The following is a 19,028-nucleotide window of genomic DNA, read 5'->3' as shown; positions in this document are numbered from 1 at the left end:
ATATAGCAAGATTATGACAACCTATGAATGGCTACTCATTAGAAGTATTATTGTGCTAGGCTATAGGTATAAAATCACTGCGGGGTGTCGTCCTATGATCCAATTGATGAGCGTGAATTTTGATGATTACATTCCGAATTGGCGGACACAGCTGGAGACGATTGAGTACAATGTCCTGGTTGTGGTAAGAGAAGGCAAAGTGAAATATGAGATCAACGGGGAAGAAATCATTGCCGAAAAAGAAGACATGCTCTTTATTCCCCGATCGACAAGCCGCAGCGGCAGCAACTGGAATGGCATTCCCCATCAGAAACATACCATTCTCTTTACATTGGATCATCAAGGTTCCACAGGCATTCCATTTTTGGATGCGGGTCAATGCACGAAATTCAACCTATCCCATATCCAATATGCCTACCATCGTTGTGAGCGCTTGTACGAGGAAATGCGGGGCGGCAAAAGCTACCGCGCCATGATCTGTCAGGGCATCATGCAGGAACTGATAGGCATGTTGGCCCGTGAACTCGAGAAGACCGAGCTGCCACCAAGCAAAAGGAACTATGCGGATACCATCAAATCGTATCTGTTGGAGCATTACCGCGAACCGATCGAAATCGATGGATTAGCGAAGCTAATCCATCGCTCTCCGAGCTATGCTGCAGCCCTCTTCAAAGAGGTGTACGGTCTTTCACCGATTCGGTATATGCATCAGCTGCGCGTGCTCGAAGCGTGCAACCTGCTGCTTCATTCGGACATGACGATCGCTCATATCGCCCACTATTTGGGTTATTATGACACGTCCTATTTTTATCGGATGTTTAAAAAATACACCGGCCTGTCGCCCTCCAACTATGTGCACCAGGACGATCGGGCCGACGTTTCCATACTATTCACTTAATCTTGCTGGTCTTCACTCAAGTGTTGGCGGCTTCTGCCCCGCAAACTGAATAACATGGGATAAACCCTGATGCCCCTGGCCCTCCTGCCTGACGACCTCCCCCATGAAAAAATGGACAATCCGCCAATCCGCAAAGGGCTCGAGGAAATCCTCAGGTGCGTATAAAAATTGCTGATCTTGCGGCCCCCCGCTGCGATAAGGAATCTGGTACGGTGAATATACTTCGGTGAGGAAGTATCCTCCCGGCTTCACCGCTGTCTTCACACCTTCTAAAGTCCTCGTTCTCAATGCCTTAGGAAAATGTCCGAACACGCAAATAATCTCATCCCATTGATCCTGCTTCCACTGCGCTTCGTGCAGATCCACAAGCTCGGTGCTAATCTCAACGCCGCTGGCTTCAGCCAGTTTATTGGCTTTGTTAAGGCCGGACTCCGCATAATCCCATACGGTTACGCTCATGCCTTCGCGGGCCAGAAACACCGCATTACGCCCTTCACCCTCCGCGATCGCCAGCGCATCACCCGTTAATTCCAACCTCTTATGCATATCGGCTATAAATACGTTCGGTTCTGTTCCGAAGACGTAATCTTCTCCCTGAAACCGTTCGTTCCATGGATTCATCGTTTGATCACCTCACTTATTGAAATCAATGCTACCTAGTACAGGTTAAGGCTAACACTATTCTACCATTCCTGTCACATGGATACAGCATCACGCCTCAGGACCCGTATTTCTTCTTGTAATGGCTTAGGGTCAGGAGCGGCCATATGTGCCGGTAACTGTGATAATGTGAATAGAAGTTGCCTGGAAGACCCGCGCCTGTCGGGTATTTTGTCGTCCAATCGTCTTGCTGCAGCAATTCGATCATCTGGGCAATTCCTTTATTGACTGCAGCAGAAGGCTCCGGCTGAACCGTGATGAGTGCATCGAGTGCCCACGCGGTTTGCGAAGGTGTGCTGTGCCTCAACGGCTTGTAACGCATTACCTGGTCGCTGGTGCAAGATTCCCCCCAGCCACCATCGTGATTCTGAACCTGCAATAACCACTCCGCTCCTTTTCGGATCGCGGCATGGTCTTCCGAAATACCCACAGCCCTTAGACCTGTCAGTGCGGCCCACGTTCCATAAATATAACAAATTCCCCATCTTCCATACCATGATCCATCTTGTTCCTGATGAGAAATAAGCCAACCGGCTCCCCGTTTGATGAAATCGTGTTTCATATCGAATCCGCAGAAATTTCCGAGGTACTCCAATGTGCGTCCGGTCAGGTCGGCTTCCGAAGGGTCGATGGCGGCGGATTTGGCACCGTCTATCGCCAGCCATGTGAGCATTTCGTTGTTGGTATTTTTTTCGAAGGCGGGCCAGCCTCCGTCATTATTTTGCATGGAAATGATCCAGTTCAGTCCGCGATTCAACGAGTCCTGATAGACGGGTGCGGTATGGGCCAAGCTGTGCATCGCTCTTAAAGCCGCCGTTGTGTCATCTACGTCGGGATTCAAGGTGTTGGTGTCAGAGAATCCCCAGCCACCGGGAACCGTACCTCGGTTATGCAGACTCCAATCCGCCGCTTTGTCGTGCTGCCTGGATAAGAGATACGATCCCGCCCTCTGAACGGCTTCATGATGGCTGGCAACTCCGGACTCTTGCAGCGCATAGGAAATCAAGGCCGTATCCCAGATCGTAGAGGGCGAATTCTGAATCGTTGCCTTATCGTCATAACGGTTCTGCATCGCCGTTAACCCTTGAATGGCGTTCATGATGATCGGGTGTCGTTTATCATACTCTAACGAAAGCAATGCAAAAACCATAAGGATCGTGCTGCTTGCGTAACTGTAGAGAGTGCCGTCGGATTCGATTCGGTTTAGCATGAACTGCTCTGCCTTGTGTAGAGCAGCTTCATGGATATAACGGGGAGTCCCGAGCAGTCTGCTGAGACCCATTCGTATACTTTCCACGATCTCCCGGTTTTCCTGGGGGGATGGCTCATCGTGATCTTGGCGGGAATCGATCAGATCGGATAGATCCGGCGCTTTATCGGTTGTTATGGAGAATTTACGATCAGCCATGATCAGCATAGGAATAAGGTGGACGCGGGAATAACCCGAGAACTCAAAGAGATTCATTGGCAAATACGTTGGGAAGAGGATGATTTCCAGCGGTATGAACGAGATCGATGCCGGCCATTTGCGCTGACCCGTCGCTGCGAGAATCGCCTTCGTCAAAATGCTGTTGGATTTTCCTAATCCGCCTTGCGATTGAATGTAACGTTTGGCTCGAATCAACGGCTCGTCCGTTGGTTCACTGTATCCAGAATAGAGCAGTGCATAGTACGCATCGATGGATGCAGATATGTTACCTCCTTCTTCGTCGCGATACCATCGCCAGCAGCCCTCAGGCTGCTGTTCGGCAAGAATGCGAGCATGCAAACGGCTAATAAGCCCTTCATCCTGAATATCCAATATTCGAAAGAGAATGATCGTATAAGCATCCATCGTGATCCCGTTCTCAAAGCAAAAATGCCATGACCCGTCTTGATGCTGCCGCTGCATGAAGAAGTCAGTCAGCTTCATTATTTCCACATCTACCGTGCTCCGTACATTGCCCATTCCTATCGTACCTCCATCAAACGCCATGATGAACATTATATGAACACAGGGAGGAGGAAATGATGTGCTGCGAGTCATCAATCACGTGCGTCTTTTCCTTAAATACACCAAAAAGGCCCCCGAATGGTTCGGGAATAGCCTCTTTGCATGTGATATATAGTGGATCTACCAGGGACAGTCAGGATGCACCTGGAGCCTTGCGATCATAGAATGTCCAGCCAAATTTTGATAGCCGTTGCCAGGATCAGCACAGCCAAAATGATCTGCAGGATCTTCGTGTTCATCTTCTTACCTGCGGCTGCTCCAAGCGGCGAAGCGATGAGACTGGCAACAACCATAATGAGCGCCGGGATATAATCCACTTGTCCCGTGGTCAGCTTGCCCACCGTTGAGCCAATGGATGAGATGAAGGTGATCGCCAGTGAGGTTGCAATGGTCATCCGGGTTGGTATTTTCAATACAACCAGCATAATTGGAACGAGCAGAAAAGCACCCGCCGCTCCGACGATACCGGCCCCGATTCCGACCACAAGAGCCAGTCCAGCGGCGAGCCACTTATTGAACTTGACCTGGTCCAGCGGAATATCGTCCACGCCTTTGTTAGGAATGAACATCATAACGGCTGCAATAAGTGCCAGTATTCCGTAGATGAGGTTGATACCGCCTTCACTCATCATCTTGGAGCCGAAGCCGCCGATAAAGCTGCCCAGCAATATGGCTGACCCCATATAGATAATGAGCGTCTTGTTCAGATATCCGCCCTTGCGGTACGCCCAAACGCCGCCGATCGTGGCAAAGAATACCTGTACGGCGCTTATGCCCGACACTTCATGTGCCGTGAATGCCGCAAGACCGAACAGCGGCGGGATATACAGCAGCATCGGGTATTTGATTATCGAACCCCCAATGCCAACCATTCCGGAAATATATGAGCCAATGAATCCGATTAAAAATATCGTGATGATGAAGGTTATATTCAGTTCCACCCTGTTCCCCCCCTTACTTCTTTAGAAAAGGGAACCCATACTGGTTCCCCTTCTCTTTTTAATCTGTGTTGTTCCAGGCTCCATCTTGTTCTGACTTCTGAACTGAGCATCCTTCGTGCATATTTTGTTAATCCATCTATAAAGAACGGATGGTCCGGTCAGAATTAACGCACCGCACACCGATTCGGTCCGATCTCCATCTCACGCTGCTGGTCCGTGTCAGGATTCAATTTCCCCATGTTCGTTTGACGGATTTCCTGATAGCTATTAGGCTGTGGCGGCAGATTCTTCGTTACTATCGTTCGGAACTCTGCTTCATCGGTTATATTCAGACCATGGTTTTCCCGGTAAAGTTCCCCAAGTTTCTTCGCAGCCGTTCCGTCCTCATTCAGTTCTTCCATGATCATAAAATGGGCTGGCAGCACGATCAAATCATCCGATAATTCGGTATAACGGGCATAAAGCGTCTCCCGCAAATCGCTAACCCAATCCTCTGCAAGACCTGCCAGGTCCGGCCGGCCAATGGAATCGATAAACAAAATATCGCCTGTCAGCAGGTACTGATCATCGATAACAAACGAAGTGGAGCCAATGGTATGCCCCGGGGAATGAAGCGCTTCAATACGGATTCTTGTGCTGCCAATCATCACCTCGTTACCATCCTCCAGCGGTTCGTAATTATACACGACCTCGCCGGCATCCTTCGGCGGAAGCCAGTAAACTGCCCCCGTCTGCTCGGCAATCATTCGTCCACCGGAAATATGGTCCGCATGCAGATGGGTATCAAACACATGTTTAATTTCTGCATCAATCCTCTCAGCAAATTCAAGATAAACCTTCGTCATGCGGGTTGGGTCAAACAATGCTGCTTCCCCGTTCGATACCGCCATATAAGACAAGCAGCCTTTTCCTATTCGAACGAACTGATAGAGCGCGCCGCCGTCTGCCAAGTTGCCGACTTTCAGTGGTACAAGGTGTTCACTCCAGGCTTTCATTCCACCTTTCAAGTACGCGACATTCCGGCCGTGCTCGGCCAACATCTCAGCCACCATCACCGACGATCCTTCCTTGGCGCATACTACGAGTACTTCTTGATCGGACGGAATCCGATCAAGAATATCTTCCACCCCATCGATCAAATCAAAGTAAGGGATATTCAAATGCTGAATTCGCTCGCCTTCAATCTTCCAATCTTCGAAATCCGAAGGGTTCCTTACGTCCAATATGAACAGGCTCTCTTTCTGAATCGCCTTCATGGCCACCTCTTGTGCTTGCATTTCTCTTACTGTCATGTTGTTATTCCTCCTCGTAAGTTTAATCATCTATAAATGCTTCAACCTGCGTTTTAAAGCTCGGAATCACGCAGCATGCTTTAACCGGCGGGCTTCTTAACCATTTGATCAATCGTTTAAGCTCTTCGTTTGTCCACCCCAACCGCTCATGCCCGGCACTACGTTCACAATGCCTGTAAAGCCGTTAGCTGCAAGCTTTTGAGCTGCCATGTCACTGCGGGTTCCGGTACGACAGATGACGTAGATCTCATCCTGTTTGTTCAGCTCATCCATACGTTTATCCAGTTCACCAAGCGGCATGGATACCGCATTCGGAATATGCTCAAAGGCAAATTCCGCCGCTTCCCTCACATCCAGAACAACGATTGGTGCACCGGACTGCAGTTTCTCCTCCAGCTGTGCATGATCCGCGATATGCGGATAGGTTCGTTCTGCCGTTTCTTCTCCGGAAGCTTTGCGCAGATAGTGCTTCAGAACATCACCCTCTTCAATCGTTCCGAGATATTGGTGTCCTGTGCTTTCAGCCCATGCCTTCATATCGGCCTTGGACCCTTTGTCGGTTGCCTCTACCTCCAGCACTTGACCGGCTTCCAGATCCTTCATCACTTTTTTCGTGCGGACGATGGGCATCGGGCATGCCAGCCCTTTTGCGTCAAGCTTTACATTGGATTCAATTGCTGTCATATAATATCGAACCTCCATCGTATTATTTTCCATATACCACCAGGGGTATATTTCGTTTCAAAAAAAAGGTGCTCCAAACACACCTATTCTTTCTCAAATGTGAACACAGCTACTCTGTTTTGCCTTCCCATGCAAGCATGCCGCCCGTCATGTTGACGACTTGATAACCTTGACCCTCCAAGTATTCCGTTGCCCGGCCGCTGCGGCCACCGGATCGGCAAACCATGACATATTCCTTTGATGGATCAAGATCCTGCTTGCGGAATTCAATCAAACCCAGCGGAATGTTGATGGCGCCCGGAATTTTCCCTTCTGCGACTTCTTCCGTTTCTCGCACATCAATAAAATTCATAGTAACCCCATCATTCAGCTTCTGCTCAACTGCTTTTGGAGAAATCTCTCTCATGTTGATAAACAACTCCCTATTACAAATTTAGGACCAGGCACTCATGCCGCCTTTGACATTGGTCACCTTCTCAAAACCTGACTTCCTCAATGATTTGCTGGCTTTATTGCTTCGCATACCACTCTGGCAGATCAATACAACTTCCTGATCCTTGGAAAGCGAATCGCTGCTCTGCAGAAGCTGATCCAGCGGAATATTTCGAAAACCCCGAATGTGATTTCCCTTGAATTCACTCGGTGTACGGACATCAATGAACTGTTTGTTTGTGTCCTTCAGCTCATGCTTCAGCTGTGACGCGGTAATCTGTCTGACTCCCTTGGTCGGGAGAATTCTCCATACGAAAAACAGGACAATTAGTGCAATGAACATGATATTGAGTATATTCATCTTGAATTCCTCTCTTTATAGAGGCATAATTGCCTCTATTCCATTAGATAAACAAGTTCACATTGCCATTCTGGGCATCACCCAAATACGCCGCAACACCCGCGTACTCAATGCCGTCAAGCAATTCTTCCTTTTGCAAACCTAACAGATCCATCGTCATTGTGCATGCGACCAGCTTCACGTCCTGCTCCTGTGCCATCTCAATCAATTGCGGCAGCGGAACGGCATTGTGCTTCTTAATCACACCCTTAATCATTTTGGGACCCATTCCGGCAAAATTCATTTTGGAGAGTCCCATTTTATCGGACCCGCGCGGCATCATTTTCCCGAACATTTTCTCCATAAAACTCTTTTTCTTAGGCAGCAGCACATCCTCTTCCTTACGCAGTGCGTTTAACCCCCAGAAGGTGTGGAATATCGTTACCTCATGGTCATACGCGGCAGCGCCGTTTGCGATGATATAGGCAGCCATGGCTTTATCATAATCGCCGCTAAATAATACGATCGTTGTCTTTTTTGGTTCTGTCACGTTAAAATCTCCCCCTGTGAAATGATTAATGAAATTCGGACATCCACCTTACCCTTACCCCCATGGGTATTATGGAACTTAAAAAAATTTAGCCCTTTTTAATCCAAAATTTTAACACACCGCCGTCCTCTTGATGATCCAGCAATTCATTGCCTGTCGACTTGGCCCATGCGGCCAGATCACTCTTCGCGCCCTGATCGGTTGTATGAATTTCAAGCACTTGACCTGGTTCCATATCCTTCATCTCTTTCTTCGTTTTCACGATTGGCATAGGACATGCCAAGCCTTTTGCATCCAACACTTTTTCCGCGTTCATTATAATTCCTCCTTAGAAGTGATGAAAAAATATATTGTTAAATACCCATATGGGTATATTAAATGATATTGAATGTCGTGTCAATCATGCTTTAGTTTCCATCTTGATATGAATCAAAGGGTTAAGTCCTTCACTTATCTGCTTCTTACGAGCAGATTTACCGCTTCGACCACAAGCTTCTCTGTGTCCTGCCCGCTCTCTTCGGCTTTCTGTACGCACTCGACAAGGTTTGAACTGACTACGACGCCTATGGTGCGATCTATTGCCGTCCGTGTTGCCGAGAGCTGGGTGATCACGTCCTTGCAATCCTTGTTCTCCTCCATCATCTTCAGGATACCGCGCAGCTGACCTTCGATGCGTTTCACCCGATTCTTCATCTGATCATTGTAATTCATCTCGAATCCCTCCTATCCATATACTTTGTTATTTTATTTAACTAGAATTCATATTGTTTTACATGATATTAATATATACCCCCGTGGGTATATTGTCAAGTTCAAGATGCCATATATCCATAACGACTAGTCTGTTCACCACTTGTTTTATCCTGTTTGATATTTGTCACACACAGCATGGCTGCTATATGTTATGATACCCCATAGGGTATACAGATTCAATTCATAATATACGCCAATTAAGGGAGGAATAGACCATGAGCAAAAAAATCGTCATTGTCGGCGGTGTGGCTGGAGGGGCCTCGGCAGCAGCCAGACTACGGAGATTGGATGAGAGCTCTACCATTATTTTAGTAGAACGCGGTGAATATATTTCATTTGCCAACTGCGGCCTGCCCTATTATATAGGAGAAACTATACAGGATCGCAATAAGTTGATGGTTCAAACCGTGCCCGGCCTCAGCAGCCGATATCAGCTGGATATACGGAATCTAAGTGAAGTTACATCCATTCAACGTGATGAGAAGATGGTTACGATTAAAAACCTTAAGACCGGAGAAACCTACACGGAGAGCTATGATCACCTAATCCTGTCGCCCGGCGCGAAGCCCGTGGTGCCGGATATTCCCGGCTTGTCCGAAGCCCGTAACGTATTCACATTGCGGAATATCCCGGACACAGACCGAATCAAACATTTTATAGACCATAACAACCCGAAGGAAGCCATTATTGTTGGCGGCGGGTTCATTGGCCTTGAGATGGCGGAGAATCTTACCGATCGCGGCGTTCACGTAACAGTCATTGAAATGGCGAACCAAGTTATGGCACCGCTCGACTATGAGATGGCCGCTATCGTGCACTCGCATCTTCAGGAAAAAGGCGTTCGTTTGATTCTGGAAGACGGAGTTCAAGCTTTTCATGACGGCGGCCAACGAATCGAACTCTCCAGCGGCAACCAAATATCAACCGATATGATTTTGCTATCGATTGGCGTCCGTCCCGAGAATTCGCTCGCGGTAGACGCAGGTCTTCCCGTCCATGATCGCGGGGGAATTCAGGTGAATGAGTATTTGCAGACCGCTGACCCGAGCATCTATGCGATCGGCGATGCCATCGAAGTGAAGGATTTTGTTATGCAGAGCCAGGCCTTTATTCCTCTCGCGGGGCCTGCCAACCGGCAGGGACGGCTTGTTGCAGATCATATCTATGGGAAAAACAATAGCTACAAGGGCACGCTCGGTTCGTCGATCGCCAAGGTCTTTGATCTGACGGTTGCGGCTACGGGTATCAATGAAAAACGTCTCAAGCAGATACATGCACCTTATCAAGCTATCCATATTCACCCCTCGTCACATGCCGGGTACTACCCCGGGGCGTATCCCATTTCCTTGAAGCTGTTATTCCATCCGGAAACAGGTCAAATCTATGGGGCCCAAGCGATTGGAGCAGACGGCGTAGATAAACGAATCGATGTCATGGCTACAGCGATCAAGGGAAATCTCAGCGTATGGGACTTGACGGAACTGGAGCTCTCCTACGCGCCCCCTTATTCTTCCGCCAAGGACCCGGTAAACTATGCCGGATATGTTGCCACCAACATTTTGGATGGCTTGGTTGAAACGGTACAATGGCAGGAAATCAACGATCTGGTTGAGAACGGTGCAACCTTGATCGACGTTCGTGAGCCTAAGGAAAGGGAAGCAGGTTATATCCCAGGATCCATCAACATTCCGCTTAATGATCTGCGCAGCCGACTGAAGGAATTGCCGGAGAATGAAACGCTGTACGTTACTTGCCAGGTTGGGCTGCGCGGATATTTGGCGGCGCGTATTTTGAACGAGCATGGATTCCGGGTGAAGAACCTGGACGGCGGCTGGAAAACGTACGCAGCGGTTTATAAGCCATTATAATCGCTCCTAATTAAATCTGTCTGGAATCGATGGACATACTGCTTACAATAAAAAACAACATGCAAAAAAGCCCTGGAAAATCCGGGGCTTTTCATCTTTATATGCAATAGATAATGGCTTAGATCAGTTTGTGCGCATACCATTTCTTGCCGCGGAAGCGCCATAGGAAGACCGCTCCCCTTACGCCCCATTCACAGTTCATGGCCAGCCATACGCCGAGAATGCTCCAGCCCAGAACAATCCCCATAATATAACCGAGAATCACCCGGAACAGCCACATGGTCAGCATCGAAGTGATCGAGGTAAAACGCGAGTCGCCTGCCGCACGCAGCGCCGAAGGCAGAATAAAGCTTATCGACCATAGCGGAACCTGTACAAGGGTGTTAATCAACAGCACCACAAACAGATCGTTCACGATTTCCGGAGGCGGGTTGAACAGCCCGACCAGCGGCCGGTAGAGCGGCATCAAAATCAAACCCATCAAGGCCAGCGAGATTGCCCCAAGCCACAAAAAAGATTTGATGAACTTCCGGGCATCCGCTATATTACCGCGGCCGATGCATTGACCTACGACGGTTACAATCGTTAAGGACAACGCGCTGGCTGGAATTTGGAAGACGGCCGCAAGCGAAGACCCGATCGCGTTCGTTGCAATGGCGTACGTACCCAAGCTGACGATAAACACTTGAGTCAAGAGCTTTCCCCCGTTAAAAAACATCTGCTCGGCTGCAAACGGAAGCCCGATAAACATAATTTTGCGCAGCATGGATATCGGGAAGTGAAACAGATCTCGCAGACGGATATGCAGCGTGGCATCCACTCTGAACAGATAGTAGAGTGCGCAGGCCGCACCGGCAAAGCGGGCGATGTTAATCGCCAGCGTCATGCCCATAACGCCCATATTCAGCAGGGTGATGAATACGATGTTGAGCAGAACGTAGAGCAGGTTCATGATTAACGACAATGCCAGTGAAGCCCGGGTCTTGCCGATCCCCCGCAGCGCGCCGCAAACGGCCTGCACGATGGCAATTCCGATAAAGGAAGTACTGCTTCCGATCAGATACACTCGCGCACTCTCCAGCACCTCGGGTGACGCTGAGCCAAATAGCAGATTCAGCACCGGCTGATGAAGCCCAATGATCAGCAGCGCGATCGCTAAAGCGATCATCGCCACCGATGTAACGGTGGCCGCAGAAGCGCGGGATACCATCAAGGCATTGCCGCTTCCCTTATACTGCGCGACAACGACGGTGCCCCCGGTAGCCACCGCCACGAACACATTGATCAGGAAGATGTTCAGGGAGTCCACCATGTTCACGGCGCTGACCGCCGATACGCCCGACGAACTGATCATGGCCGTATTCACCAGGTTCAACCCGATGATGAATGCCTGGTCGATCAATATCGGGAAAAATAAAGCGAAAATCTGCCGGTAGTCCATCGACTCCCCGGATAAATGCTGTTGAAGCAAGCCGTTCATTTGGGTTCGTAATCGAACCAACATCTGTCATCACATTCTTTTCGTTGTAATATAAAAGAAAAAACTCTTCATGCGAAGAGCTTAAAGGCTTACGGTATTTAGAAATGGCTGCCGTAACCGTTCCGCTTGGGAGAGCTCACTCCCTCGCCAAGGGGACAAATACGGATTGATTCATTTGATCCGGATAAACCCCGTCTTTGATTGGAGGATACCACCAGACCCGTGTACTGTCAACGAATGTACGCCACAGGAAAAGACCGTAAACCGCTGATAAACGGAGCAACATGATAGTCTCCAGGTTGTAACCCTTTATATAGAAGCAGAAGAGGCTTCACCTTCTGTCAGAGCCTTTAGAAGGTGGCCTCTTCTGTAAAATGCCATGGATGTAATCAACTTGATCGTTCAGAGCACAAACGTGTCGGCATCCTTTTTCACTCACGCCAAATGTGAGAATTTATTTGCTGTTATCGATACAAGCAATAAGCCGTTTCTCCACATCCTGGGCAATGCCCCGCAGGGATTCAAAGGATTCATTCTCCACCATGCCAATAAGCGCCGTAGGCCTCGGGAGTCCGATCTTTGTTCCCCCTTCAAACTCATAAACGGTGATTTTACAAGGCAGGAAATACCCGGCCAAGTCGTTCTCGCTCAACACTTTTTTCGCCTCAATCGGATTGCATACCTCCAGTATTTCATACTTCTGATCAAACTCGATGCCCTTCTCATTCAATTTGTCCTGAATGCTGAATCGCCACAGCAAACCGAACTTCTCTTCGGCCAACGCTTGTTCCAATGCAGCAATGGCTTCGTCTACTGACTTATCCGTTTCTACCGTATAGTGAAACATGTTTATCCCTCCAGAATGGTAGTCATTTTATAATGCAGGTGCCGATCGCACTCGACTAGCCTTATGGTAGCCAATCCGGTATGGAAATACTTCCGTGACACTAAATAAATTAACCTGAAATAAAATCATGAATCATGGTTCTTCATCTTGATTATTCCGACTTGTTCCAGCGGTCATATGCATCCTGATAGATCTTCAGCATTTCATCCAGACCCATCTTGTTAATCATCTTCACATAATCGTCCCACTTCGTGAGCGGCTCCTGGCCAACAACAAACTTCGCTTCCATTTGATCGACATAGGTTTTAATGTCCGTCTTAATGATATTCAGTCTTTTTTGCTCATCATTGCTGAAATACACATCCGGGTATGCCTGCACCGCATAAGGGTTCAACTTCTCGTCCACCATTTTGTTGTAATCCGGCCCTTTGCCGTTGTCGCGCATAGCGTCAAATTTTCTTTCCTTGATCAATGGCAGTTGTCCGCCACAGTCCGGGGTTAACTTCGCCCGATATTCCTCACTGTTCATTCCTTCTGGAAAATCGAACTCCCACTTCGTTTTGGCGTCATCCAGCCATTTGATGCTGTTTCCGTAAATCCCGAGCTTGCTGCCTTCGGAGGAGTACAAATAATCGACCCACCGCATCGTCGCCTCAGGATACTTATTCTGACTCGTAATCGCGAATGTACCGCGGCGAATTTTCGATGATTTCATCGCCAGCTTCTCGCTGTTGACCGGACTGGTCAGCGTCCCAAGCATGGGATGCTTTAAATTGTCTTCCGGTTTATCAACCTTCAGGACGAGATCTGGAGATGAATGTGGGAAAGCACCGATTTGGTTCGAATTACCTTTGGCCGTCATTTGCTGGGACGTTTGTACAAAGGTTTCCTCATCCATCAGCTTCTCTGTGAACAGTTTGTTTAAATAAGCGAGATATTCCTTGTACTGATCCTGCACCGGATTGAAGCGGACCTTCCCGTCCTTTACCTCCACTTCACGGCCAAGCAAGCCGAATGCTGGCAGCAGCACACTCTGGAAGCCTCCCAGTTTCTCACTGGATATCGGAATTTCGTCATTCTTGCCGTTCTTGTTGGGGTCTTCGTTCTTGAACCGCTTCAGCAGCTCATACAGTTCATCCGTAGTCGTTGGTTCCGTCGTAATCCCCAAACTCTCCATCCAGTCCCCGTTCAGCCACAGTCTGTTCGGAACAAACGCACGAGGTTCATCGATAATGAGCGGAAGGGAGTAGATATGCCCGTCCACGGTGGTGATCGACTTTTTGATATCCGGATTATCCTTCATGAGCTTATTGAAATTCGGCGCATACTCCTCGATCAATCCTTCCAGCGGAATCAGATAACCTTGGCCGCCGTATGTAACTTCATCGTCAGGTGTAAGACCAGCATTGAAAAACACATCAGGCAATTGCTGGCTTGCGAACGCCAGGTTCTTAGCCTCTTGATAGTTAGCTGCTGGAGGCGTATTGAAATTAAAATGGATATTTGTCATTTCTTCCATTTGCTTAAATAGGACCATATCCTCCCAAGGCCCGTGAATGGCCGCTTTCGCTCCCATCATTGTCAACGTGATTTTTTCACCTACAATCGGGTAGCCGCTAGTATTGAAATTTTTCGGTTCTCCCCCACTTTCATTCCCAGCATGATTCGCTTTATTACCCGCGCTGCACCCGGCTAACAGAATTGCGCTGCTTAAAATGATACAGAAACTGCCTTTTAACCATTTTTTCATTTCTTTATTTCCCCTCTCCATGAGCTTGTATTGTTCATCATTTGTGAAATTCCAGGTGGCCCGTTAACCCTTGACGGAGCCAATCAGCACACCTTTCATGAAAAAGCGCTGCATAAACGGATAGATAACGATAATCGGCAAGCTGGACACGATCATGACGGCATACTTGATGATGTCGGCAATCCTGGCCTGTTTGGCCATCGCTTCCATGTCGTCTCCGGTCATCAGCATCGTATCGTTCATCTGATTCTGCACGAGGATTTCACGCAATATTAATTGAAGCGGATACAAGCTGCGGTCCTTCAAGTAAATGATCGCACTAAAGTAACTGTTCCAGTGCGTCACCCCATAATAAAGGGCCATGACCGCGATGATCGGAGCAGAGAGCGGAAGCACGATTTTCAAAAACAGAACGGTATTGGAGCAGCCATCGATTTCGGCCGATTCCTGAAGCTCTTTCGGAATATTGGTTTGAAAAAATGTGCGGCAAATAATCAGGTTATAGACTGCAACTGCATTAGGAATCAGCAGCGCCCACACGGTGTTCAGCATTCCAAGCCAGCTGACGAGCAGGAAGGATGGAATCAGTCCGCCTCCGAAAAACATCGTGAACACGATCAAGCCCATCATAATCCCGCGGCCTTTCAAATCTTTGCGGGAGAGCGCATAGGCCCCTGGAACCGTAAACAGCAGGTTGATGGCTGTTCCTGCAACCGTATACAAAATCGTGTTTCTGTAACCGGACCAAATCTCCGGATTTTGAAACACCCGCTGATACCCTTCAAACGTAATGCCTCTGGGATAAAGCCACATCGTCCCCTGATTCACATAGACAGGATCACTGATAGAAGCGCTGATAACGTATACGAGCGGGTATAAGACGATGATCAGGATGAAGAACAGAAATATGAAATTGATGATTTCGAACACTCTGTCCGATCTAAGTTTCCTTTTCATGTTTGTTATCCACCTTCCTCTACCATAGACTTGTCTCGTTTACTCTCTTGGCGATCCGGTTAACGGTAAGCAGCAGTATGAAATTGATGACCGAGTTAAACAAGCCAATCGCAGCCGAGAAGCTGAACTGGCCTTGCACAAGCCCGCTTCGGTATACGTATGTGGAGATAACGTCTGACGACTCCAGATTCAGTGGATTTTGCAGCAGGAATACTTTTTCAAACCCGACGGACATAAAGCTCCCTACGTTCAGAATGAGCAAGATCACCATCGTAGGCAGGATGCTTGGAAGATTGATATGCCATATGCGCTTCATCCGGGTGGCACCGTCGATCATCGCCGCTTCATGCTGCTGGGGATCGACTCCAGCCAGCGCCGCCAGGTAAATAATCGTCCCCCAGCCCATACTTTGCCATACACCGGATAGTACAAACACAGACTTGAACCAGCCCGGTTCGCCCAGAAATTGCACAGGTTCTCCACCCAAAGCCTTGATGGCCAAATTGACTAAACCGGTTCCCGGAGACAGAAAGGCGATAATCATGCCGCTCATAACGACAACGGATATAAAGTGAGGCGCATACGTTACGGTCTGCACCCACTTCTTGAACGCCCCGTTCTTCAGCTCATTGAGCGCTAACGCGATAATAATCGGGATCGGAAACCCGACGATCATTTCATATAAGCTGATGCCAACCGTGTTCCCTATCAGATCCCAAAAATAATAAGAATCGAAAAAACGCCTTAAATGCTCAAGACCGACCCAAGGGCTGTTCCATATCCCCGAACTGGGGGCATAATCCCTGAAGGCAATCTGCAGGCCATACAGCGGGAAATAATGAAATACAATAAAATAGGCCATCGTGGGCAGAACGAATAGATACAATTCCCAATTTTTGAGAACCGACTTCCATCTGCTTTTCCTTAACCCGCGCCCCGCACTTTTGGCAGCAAGCAGTGTCTTGGCTGTCATGAACCAACCAACCCCTTTCTCAAATTGAACTTGTGAACCACGGTTATTAAATCTCATGCTATCTGTTCGAAGATGTAATCGTAAATCTGTAGATATTGTTCTGGGTTGTTACTTTTTACATTGCCTGCCACGACAAGGCGGATTCATGTAAATTTGTTATTCTTGCTGCGGCTTGTCGATTCTTTACAATTCTGTATCAGCCCTCCTTATTAAGGATTACCTCTTCCCTGACCCGAAGCTAATGGACAAAAAAAGCGCGTCCTCTCGAATCGAAAATTTCGAGTAGAAACACGCGTTTTATCGAAACACTATACGAAGATTTACAGATTTGTACTTACGAATACAGTTTCCGGTATTGCCCAAGCGTTATCCCTTCTGTATTTTTAAATTTGCGCATAAAATTGGAGACGTCCGAATAGCCAACGCTGGCAACAATATCTTTAATCGCCAGATCGCTGTGCTTTAACAGCCGTTTGACCTCCTCCATGCGAAGATGGGTAACATATTCGGTGAACGTATAACCCGTCTGGTCCTTCATGTAACGGCTGAAATAGGAAATGGACATCTGGAAATGATCGGCGATTTTCTCCAAATTCAGGTCATATTCCTGGTAGTGCTGCTCAATATATTGGAAAATCTCGGCCCCCATGGCGCTATTCTTGCTTTCTTTATTGGCCTGCACATAATCGCATATGAGGTCAATGAGTCCGGTCATCCCCGCATCCAGTTGTTTCAAGGTCGTAAATTCCGCCAAATGGCTCCGATACTCTTGAGGAATACTCAGTTTCAATTCATTCATCGTTCTAAGGAACGTGTTGATCAGATCAAAACTCATACAGCGGAAGTAAAACAAGGATACTTCTTTTCCTTCTAGATCGTGCATGATGTTAACCAGTGCGGTTTTGGCGGCTGCATTGTTTCCCTGCTTCATGCTTTGCACAAGGCGGATTTGCTCTTCGATCGGGTACCATTCACTGCCTTCCTGCCATTCGGACATATCAGCGAAATATACGATCTCCCCTTTGCGGATTCGACCACTTTGCTCCATAGCAGCTGAAGCTTCAATGTAAGACCGATTCGCATGAATTAGCCCGGATACCGGGCTGCCCACGCCGACCGTTGGCCGAAATCCGCAGCAGTGCTCGAACAGCCGAGCAATTTCGCCTCCAATTTCCTCTTGGACTTGGCGCAGACATGATTCGTTGCAGCCCGTGCTAATCAGGATGGCGAGGGACTGATCTGGTATGAGTTCTACTCCATACCCAACCGCATCTGTCATGGATATCTCGGACAGCAGCCGCAGCAGCTCTTCCCGGTTCTGCGTGGATATGTACTCACTCCCGTCCATCGGGATAACGGTCACAAAGCAGTTCTCTTCGGGAAGCGATAAATTTTCCCGAGACAAAAAAGCTATCGTCTCCTCCTCATCCTTGATCAAACCTAATATCAGTCGGACAAAAAACTGCTCACGCACAATCGGACGCTGTTCATCGATTCTCTTCATCAGGTCGCGCGTCGCCTGAACGGAATCGCGGATCAAGTCGAGCTCATTATGGCGGCGGTCATCGTTACCATGCGTCCATACCTGTAAAGTCCGTACATAGTCTGCGATGTTCCGGATCGGACGGTATTGTCTAGTCGAGAGCTGTACGGCGATCAGAATCCCGAAGGCGACAACTGCTCCACAAATGAGCAATACAAAGGTCCGCATTTCCAGTACCCTTCCCAAAAACTGGTCGGTTGGCATAACGATGACATAAGACCAACCCGTCCATTTTGATTTAGCCTGCATTAGAGAATAATGTTCGCCGCCTAGCTTGGCATCATGAATGCCATCCTGGGTCTTGGAGACAAGTAACTGTTTAGCATCCTGTTCTGTCAGGTCGTTCTCGTGGCTTCTTGAAGCCAGAATGCTGTCCTTGGAATCCAGAATGTAAACGCTACCATTAAAATCCCCTAAAATAGGACCAACCAGGTCGGTCAGCATCGATTCACGAATGAAGAAGCTAACCGTGCCGTAAGGCGATTGGCTATTGCGTGGAATCGGGAACATATACATCAGCACGTTTTGCTGTTGGCTGCTGCCCGAGACCGTAGTCTGGATACGACGGATCTCAGGAATCTGTAGTCGGCTCATTTCCTCGTCCAGGCGAATCCCGTCCAGGTCACTAAATCCGTATACCCGCTTTGCAAATGTATCAAATGAGTTGATTCCGGACGAAGTATACAGCCGCTCATCCCCATGGAAATAAAGCGCGACCTCATCGACTATCGTATTATTTGCCTTATATTTGCCCAGCTCATCCACCGCTTCAATTTCCTTGTATTTCCCGCTCTTCACTACGAATGGAGTCAATTCCGAGTCAATCGAAATCCTTGAAGCCGTGTTGTCCAGACCGCGTGCCAATAAGTCGAACGTATTCTTGACCTGATTCAGCTTGTATACATTGGATGCCTCAATTTCACTTTTGAACCGTACGACCGCATTATAATACACGACACTGCTAAGGATGATGAACGGTATGGCAAAAATCAGTACATGCGACAGTAGAAATTGATAGAACAAGCGAGAATTCGTTTGTTTGCGCCTCATTGCTCTCCCCCAATATT

Annotated in this window: 18 protein-coding genes; 2 read left to right on the top strand and 16 right to left on the bottom strand. The window is 48.2% G+C overall.

Annotated features, from left to right (window positions below):
- Positions 1-94 precede the first annotated feature (94 nt).
- The gene (locus tag ABEW73_RS29990; RefSeq protein ID WP_430165499.1) at positions 95-898 is read left to right on the top strand and encodes a helix-turn-helix transcriptional regulator; all 804 of its coding nucleotides are present in this window, start codon (positions 95-97) and stop codon (positions 896-898) included.
- A 12-nt stretch (positions 899-910) separates the two neighbouring features.
- Here ABEW73_RS29990 and ABEW73_RS29985 read toward each other — a convergent pair whose 3' ends face one another.
- From ABEW73_RS29985 to ABEW73_RS29940, 10 genes are all read right to left on the bottom strand, one after another.
- Positions 911-1,519 (bottom strand): class I SAM-dependent methyltransferase, encoded by a 609-nt coding sequence (locus ABEW73_RS29985; protein ID WP_430165502.1) that lies wholly within the window; start codon positions 1,517-1,519, stop codon positions 911-913.
- Between the two features lie 97 nt (positions 1,520-1,616).
- The gene (gene shc / locus ABEW73_RS29980; RefSeq protein ID WP_430165505.1) at positions 1,617-3,506 is read right to left on the bottom strand and encodes a squalene--hopene cyclase; all 1,890 of its coding nucleotides are present in this window, start codon (positions 3,504-3,506) and stop codon (positions 1,617-1,619) included.
- 203 nt (positions 3,507-3,709) lie between these two features.
- Positions 3,710-4,486 carry a sulfite exporter TauE/SafE family protein gene (locus tag ABEW73_RS29975; protein ID WP_430165640.1) on the bottom strand — a complete coding sequence of 259 codons (777 nt, stop codon included), beginning with the start codon at positions 4,484-4,486 and terminating at the stop codon, positions 3,710-3,712.
- 170 nt (positions 4,487-4,656) lie between these two features.
- Entirely contained in the window at positions 4,657-5,784 is a 1,128-nt protein-coding gene (locus ABEW73_RS29970) for an MBL fold metallo-hydrolase (protein ID WP_430165508.1), read from the bottom strand.
- A gap of 108 nt (positions 5,785-5,892) precedes the next feature.
- Positions 5,893-6,468, bottom strand: a complete 576-nt coding sequence (locus ABEW73_RS29965; protein WP_430165510.1) for a sulfurtransferase TusA family protein — start codon at positions 6,466-6,468, stop codon at positions 5,893-5,895.
- A gap of 109 nt (positions 6,469-6,577) precedes the next feature.
- Positions 6,578-6,874: a rhodanese-like domain-containing protein gene (locus tag ABEW73_RS29960; protein ID WP_430165513.1), complete on the bottom strand. Its 297-nt coding sequence runs from the start codon at positions 6,872-6,874 to the stop codon at positions 6,578-6,580.
- A 27-nt stretch (positions 6,875-6,901) separates the two neighbouring features.
- Complete coding sequence (locus ABEW73_RS29955) at positions 6,902-7,261, bottom strand: rhodanese-like domain-containing protein (protein ID WP_430165516.1); 360 nt, start codon at positions 7,259-7,261, stop codon at positions 6,902-6,904.
- Between the two features lie 43 nt (positions 7,262-7,304).
- On the bottom strand, positions 7,305-7,790 hold the full coding sequence (locus ABEW73_RS29950) for a DsrE/DsrF/DrsH-like family protein (RefSeq protein WP_076321091.1): 486 nt from the start codon (positions 7,788-7,790) through the stop codon (positions 7,305-7,307).
- Between the two features lie 88 nt (positions 7,791-7,878).
- Positions 7,879-8,106 (bottom strand): sulfurtransferase TusA family protein, encoded by a 228-nt coding sequence (locus ABEW73_RS29945; RefSeq protein WP_430165519.1) that lies wholly within the window; start codon positions 8,104-8,106, stop codon positions 7,879-7,881.
- Between the two features lie 134 nt (positions 8,107-8,240).
- On the bottom strand, positions 8,241-8,501 hold the full coding sequence (locus ABEW73_RS29940) for a metal-sensitive transcriptional regulator (protein WP_098743178.1): 261 nt from the start codon (positions 8,499-8,501) through the stop codon (positions 8,241-8,243).
- Positions 8,502-8,758: 257 nt separating this feature from the next.
- On the opposite strand from ABEW73_RS29940, the gene ABEW73_RS29935 reads away from it, so the two are divergent.
- The gene (locus tag ABEW73_RS29935; RefSeq protein WP_430165522.1) at positions 8,759-10,411 is read left to right on the top strand and encodes a CoA-disulfide reductase; all 1,653 of its coding nucleotides are present in this window, start codon (positions 8,759-8,761) and stop codon (positions 10,409-10,411) included.
- 118 nt (positions 10,412-10,529) lie between these two features.
- Here ABEW73_RS29935 and ABEW73_RS29930 read toward each other — a convergent pair whose 3' ends face one another.
- From ABEW73_RS29930 to ABEW73_RS29905, 6 genes are all read right to left on the bottom strand, one after another.
- The gene (locus tag ABEW73_RS29930; protein WP_430165525.1) at positions 10,530-11,915 is read right to left on the bottom strand and encodes an MATE family efflux transporter; all 1,386 of its coding nucleotides are present in this window, start codon (positions 11,913-11,915) and stop codon (positions 10,530-10,532) included.
- 430 nt (positions 11,916-12,345) lie between these two features.
- Positions 12,346-12,738, bottom strand: a complete 393-nt coding sequence (locus tag ABEW73_RS29925) for a DUF302 domain-containing protein (protein ID WP_430165528.1) — start codon at positions 12,736-12,738, stop codon at positions 12,346-12,348.
- 151 nt (positions 12,739-12,889) lie between these two features.
- Positions 12,890-14,488 (bottom strand): extracellular solute-binding protein, encoded by a 1,599-nt coding sequence (locus ABEW73_RS29920; protein WP_430165531.1) that lies wholly within the window; start codon positions 14,486-14,488, stop codon positions 12,890-12,892.
- A gap of 63 nt (positions 14,489-14,551) precedes the next feature.
- Positions 14,552-15,454 carry a carbohydrate ABC transporter permease gene (locus ABEW73_RS29915; RefSeq protein WP_430165643.1) on the bottom strand — a complete coding sequence of 301 codons (903 nt, stop codon included), beginning with the start codon at positions 15,452-15,454 and terminating at the stop codon, positions 14,552-14,554.
- Between the two features lie 10 nt (positions 15,455-15,464).
- The gene (locus ABEW73_RS29910; protein WP_430165534.1) at positions 15,465-16,418 is read right to left on the bottom strand and encodes an ABC transporter permease; all 954 of its coding nucleotides are present in this window, start codon (positions 16,416-16,418) and stop codon (positions 15,465-15,467) included.
- 334 nt (positions 16,419-16,752) lie between these two features.
- On the bottom strand, positions 16,753-19,011 hold the full coding sequence (locus ABEW73_RS29905; RefSeq protein WP_430165537.1) for a helix-turn-helix domain-containing protein: 2,259 nt from the start codon (positions 19,009-19,011) through the stop codon (positions 16,753-16,755).
- Positions 19,012-19,028 lie beyond the last annotated feature (17 nt).

The organism is Paenibacillus lautus (assembly GCF_050482385.1).
Taxonomy (GTDB): domain Bacteria; phylum Bacillota; class Bacilli; order Paenibacillales; family Paenibacillaceae; genus Paenibacillus_AQ; species Paenibacillus_AQ lautus_B.
The sequence above is the reverse complement of the archived record's forward strand: the minus strand, read 5'-3'. Positions and strand labels throughout refer to the sequence as shown.

What these genes read in the sequence shown, in the direction of transcription:
- ABEW73_RS29990 (WP_430165499.1), top strand. Translation starts at nt 95, where the DNA reads ATGATCCAATTGATGAGCGTGAATTTTGATGATTACATTCCGAATTGG.
- ABEW73_RS29985 (WP_430165502.1), bottom strand. Translation starts at nt 1,519, where the DNA reads ATGAATCCATGGAACGAACGGTTTCAGGGAGAAGATTACGTCTTCGGA.
- shc (WP_430165505.1), bottom strand. Translation starts at nt 3,506, where the DNA reads ATGGGCAATGTACGGAGCACGGTAGATGTGGAAATAATGAAGCTGACT.
- ABEW73_RS29970 (WP_430165508.1), bottom strand. Translation starts at nt 5,784, where the DNA reads ATGACAGTAAGAGAAATGCAAGCACAAGAGGTGGCCATGAAGGCGATT.
- ABEW73_RS29965 (WP_430165510.1), bottom strand. Translation starts at nt 6,468, where the DNA reads ATGACAGCAATTGAATCCAATGTAAAGCTTGACGCAAAAGGGCTGGCA.
- ABEW73_RS29960 (WP_430165513.1), bottom strand. Translation starts at nt 6,874, where the DNA reads ATGAGAGAGATTTCTCCAAAAGCAGTTGAGCAGAAGCTGAATGATGGG.
- ABEW73_RS29955 (WP_430165516.1), bottom strand. Translation starts at nt 7,261, where the DNA reads ATGAATATACTCAATATCATGTTCATTGCACTAATTGTCCTGTTTTTC.
- ABEW73_RS29945 (WP_430165519.1), bottom strand. Translation starts at nt 8,106, where the DNA reads ATGAACGCGGAAAAAGTGTTGGATGCAAAAGGCTTGGCATGTCCTATG.
- ABEW73_RS29940 (WP_098743178.1), bottom strand. Translation starts at nt 8,501, where the DNA reads ATGAATTACAATGATCAGATGAAGAATCGGGTGAAACGCATCGAAGGT.
- ABEW73_RS29935 (WP_430165522.1), top strand. Translation starts at nt 8,759, where the DNA reads ATGAGCAAAAAAATCGTCATTGTCGGCGGTGTGGCTGGAGGGGCCTCG.
- ABEW73_RS29930 (WP_430165525.1), bottom strand. Translation starts at nt 11,915, where the DNA reads ATGTTGGTTCGATTACGAACCCAAATGAACGGCTTGCTTCAACAGCAT.
- ABEW73_RS29925 (WP_430165528.1), bottom strand. Translation starts at nt 12,738, where the DNA reads ATGTTTCACTATACGGTAGAAACGGATAAGTCAGTAGACGAAGCCATT.
- ABEW73_RS29920 (WP_430165531.1), bottom strand. Translation starts at nt 14,488, where the DNA reads ATGAAAAAATGGTTAAAAGGCAGTTTCTGTATCATTTTAAGCAGCGCA.
- ABEW73_RS29910 (WP_430165534.1), bottom strand. Translation starts at nt 16,418, where the DNA reads ATGACAGCCAAGACACTGCTTGCTGCCAAAAGTGCGGGGCGCGGGTTA.
- ABEW73_RS29905 (WP_430165537.1), bottom strand. Translation starts at nt 19,011, where the DNA reads ATGAGGCGCAAACAAACGAATTCTCGCTTGTTCTATCAATTTCTACTG.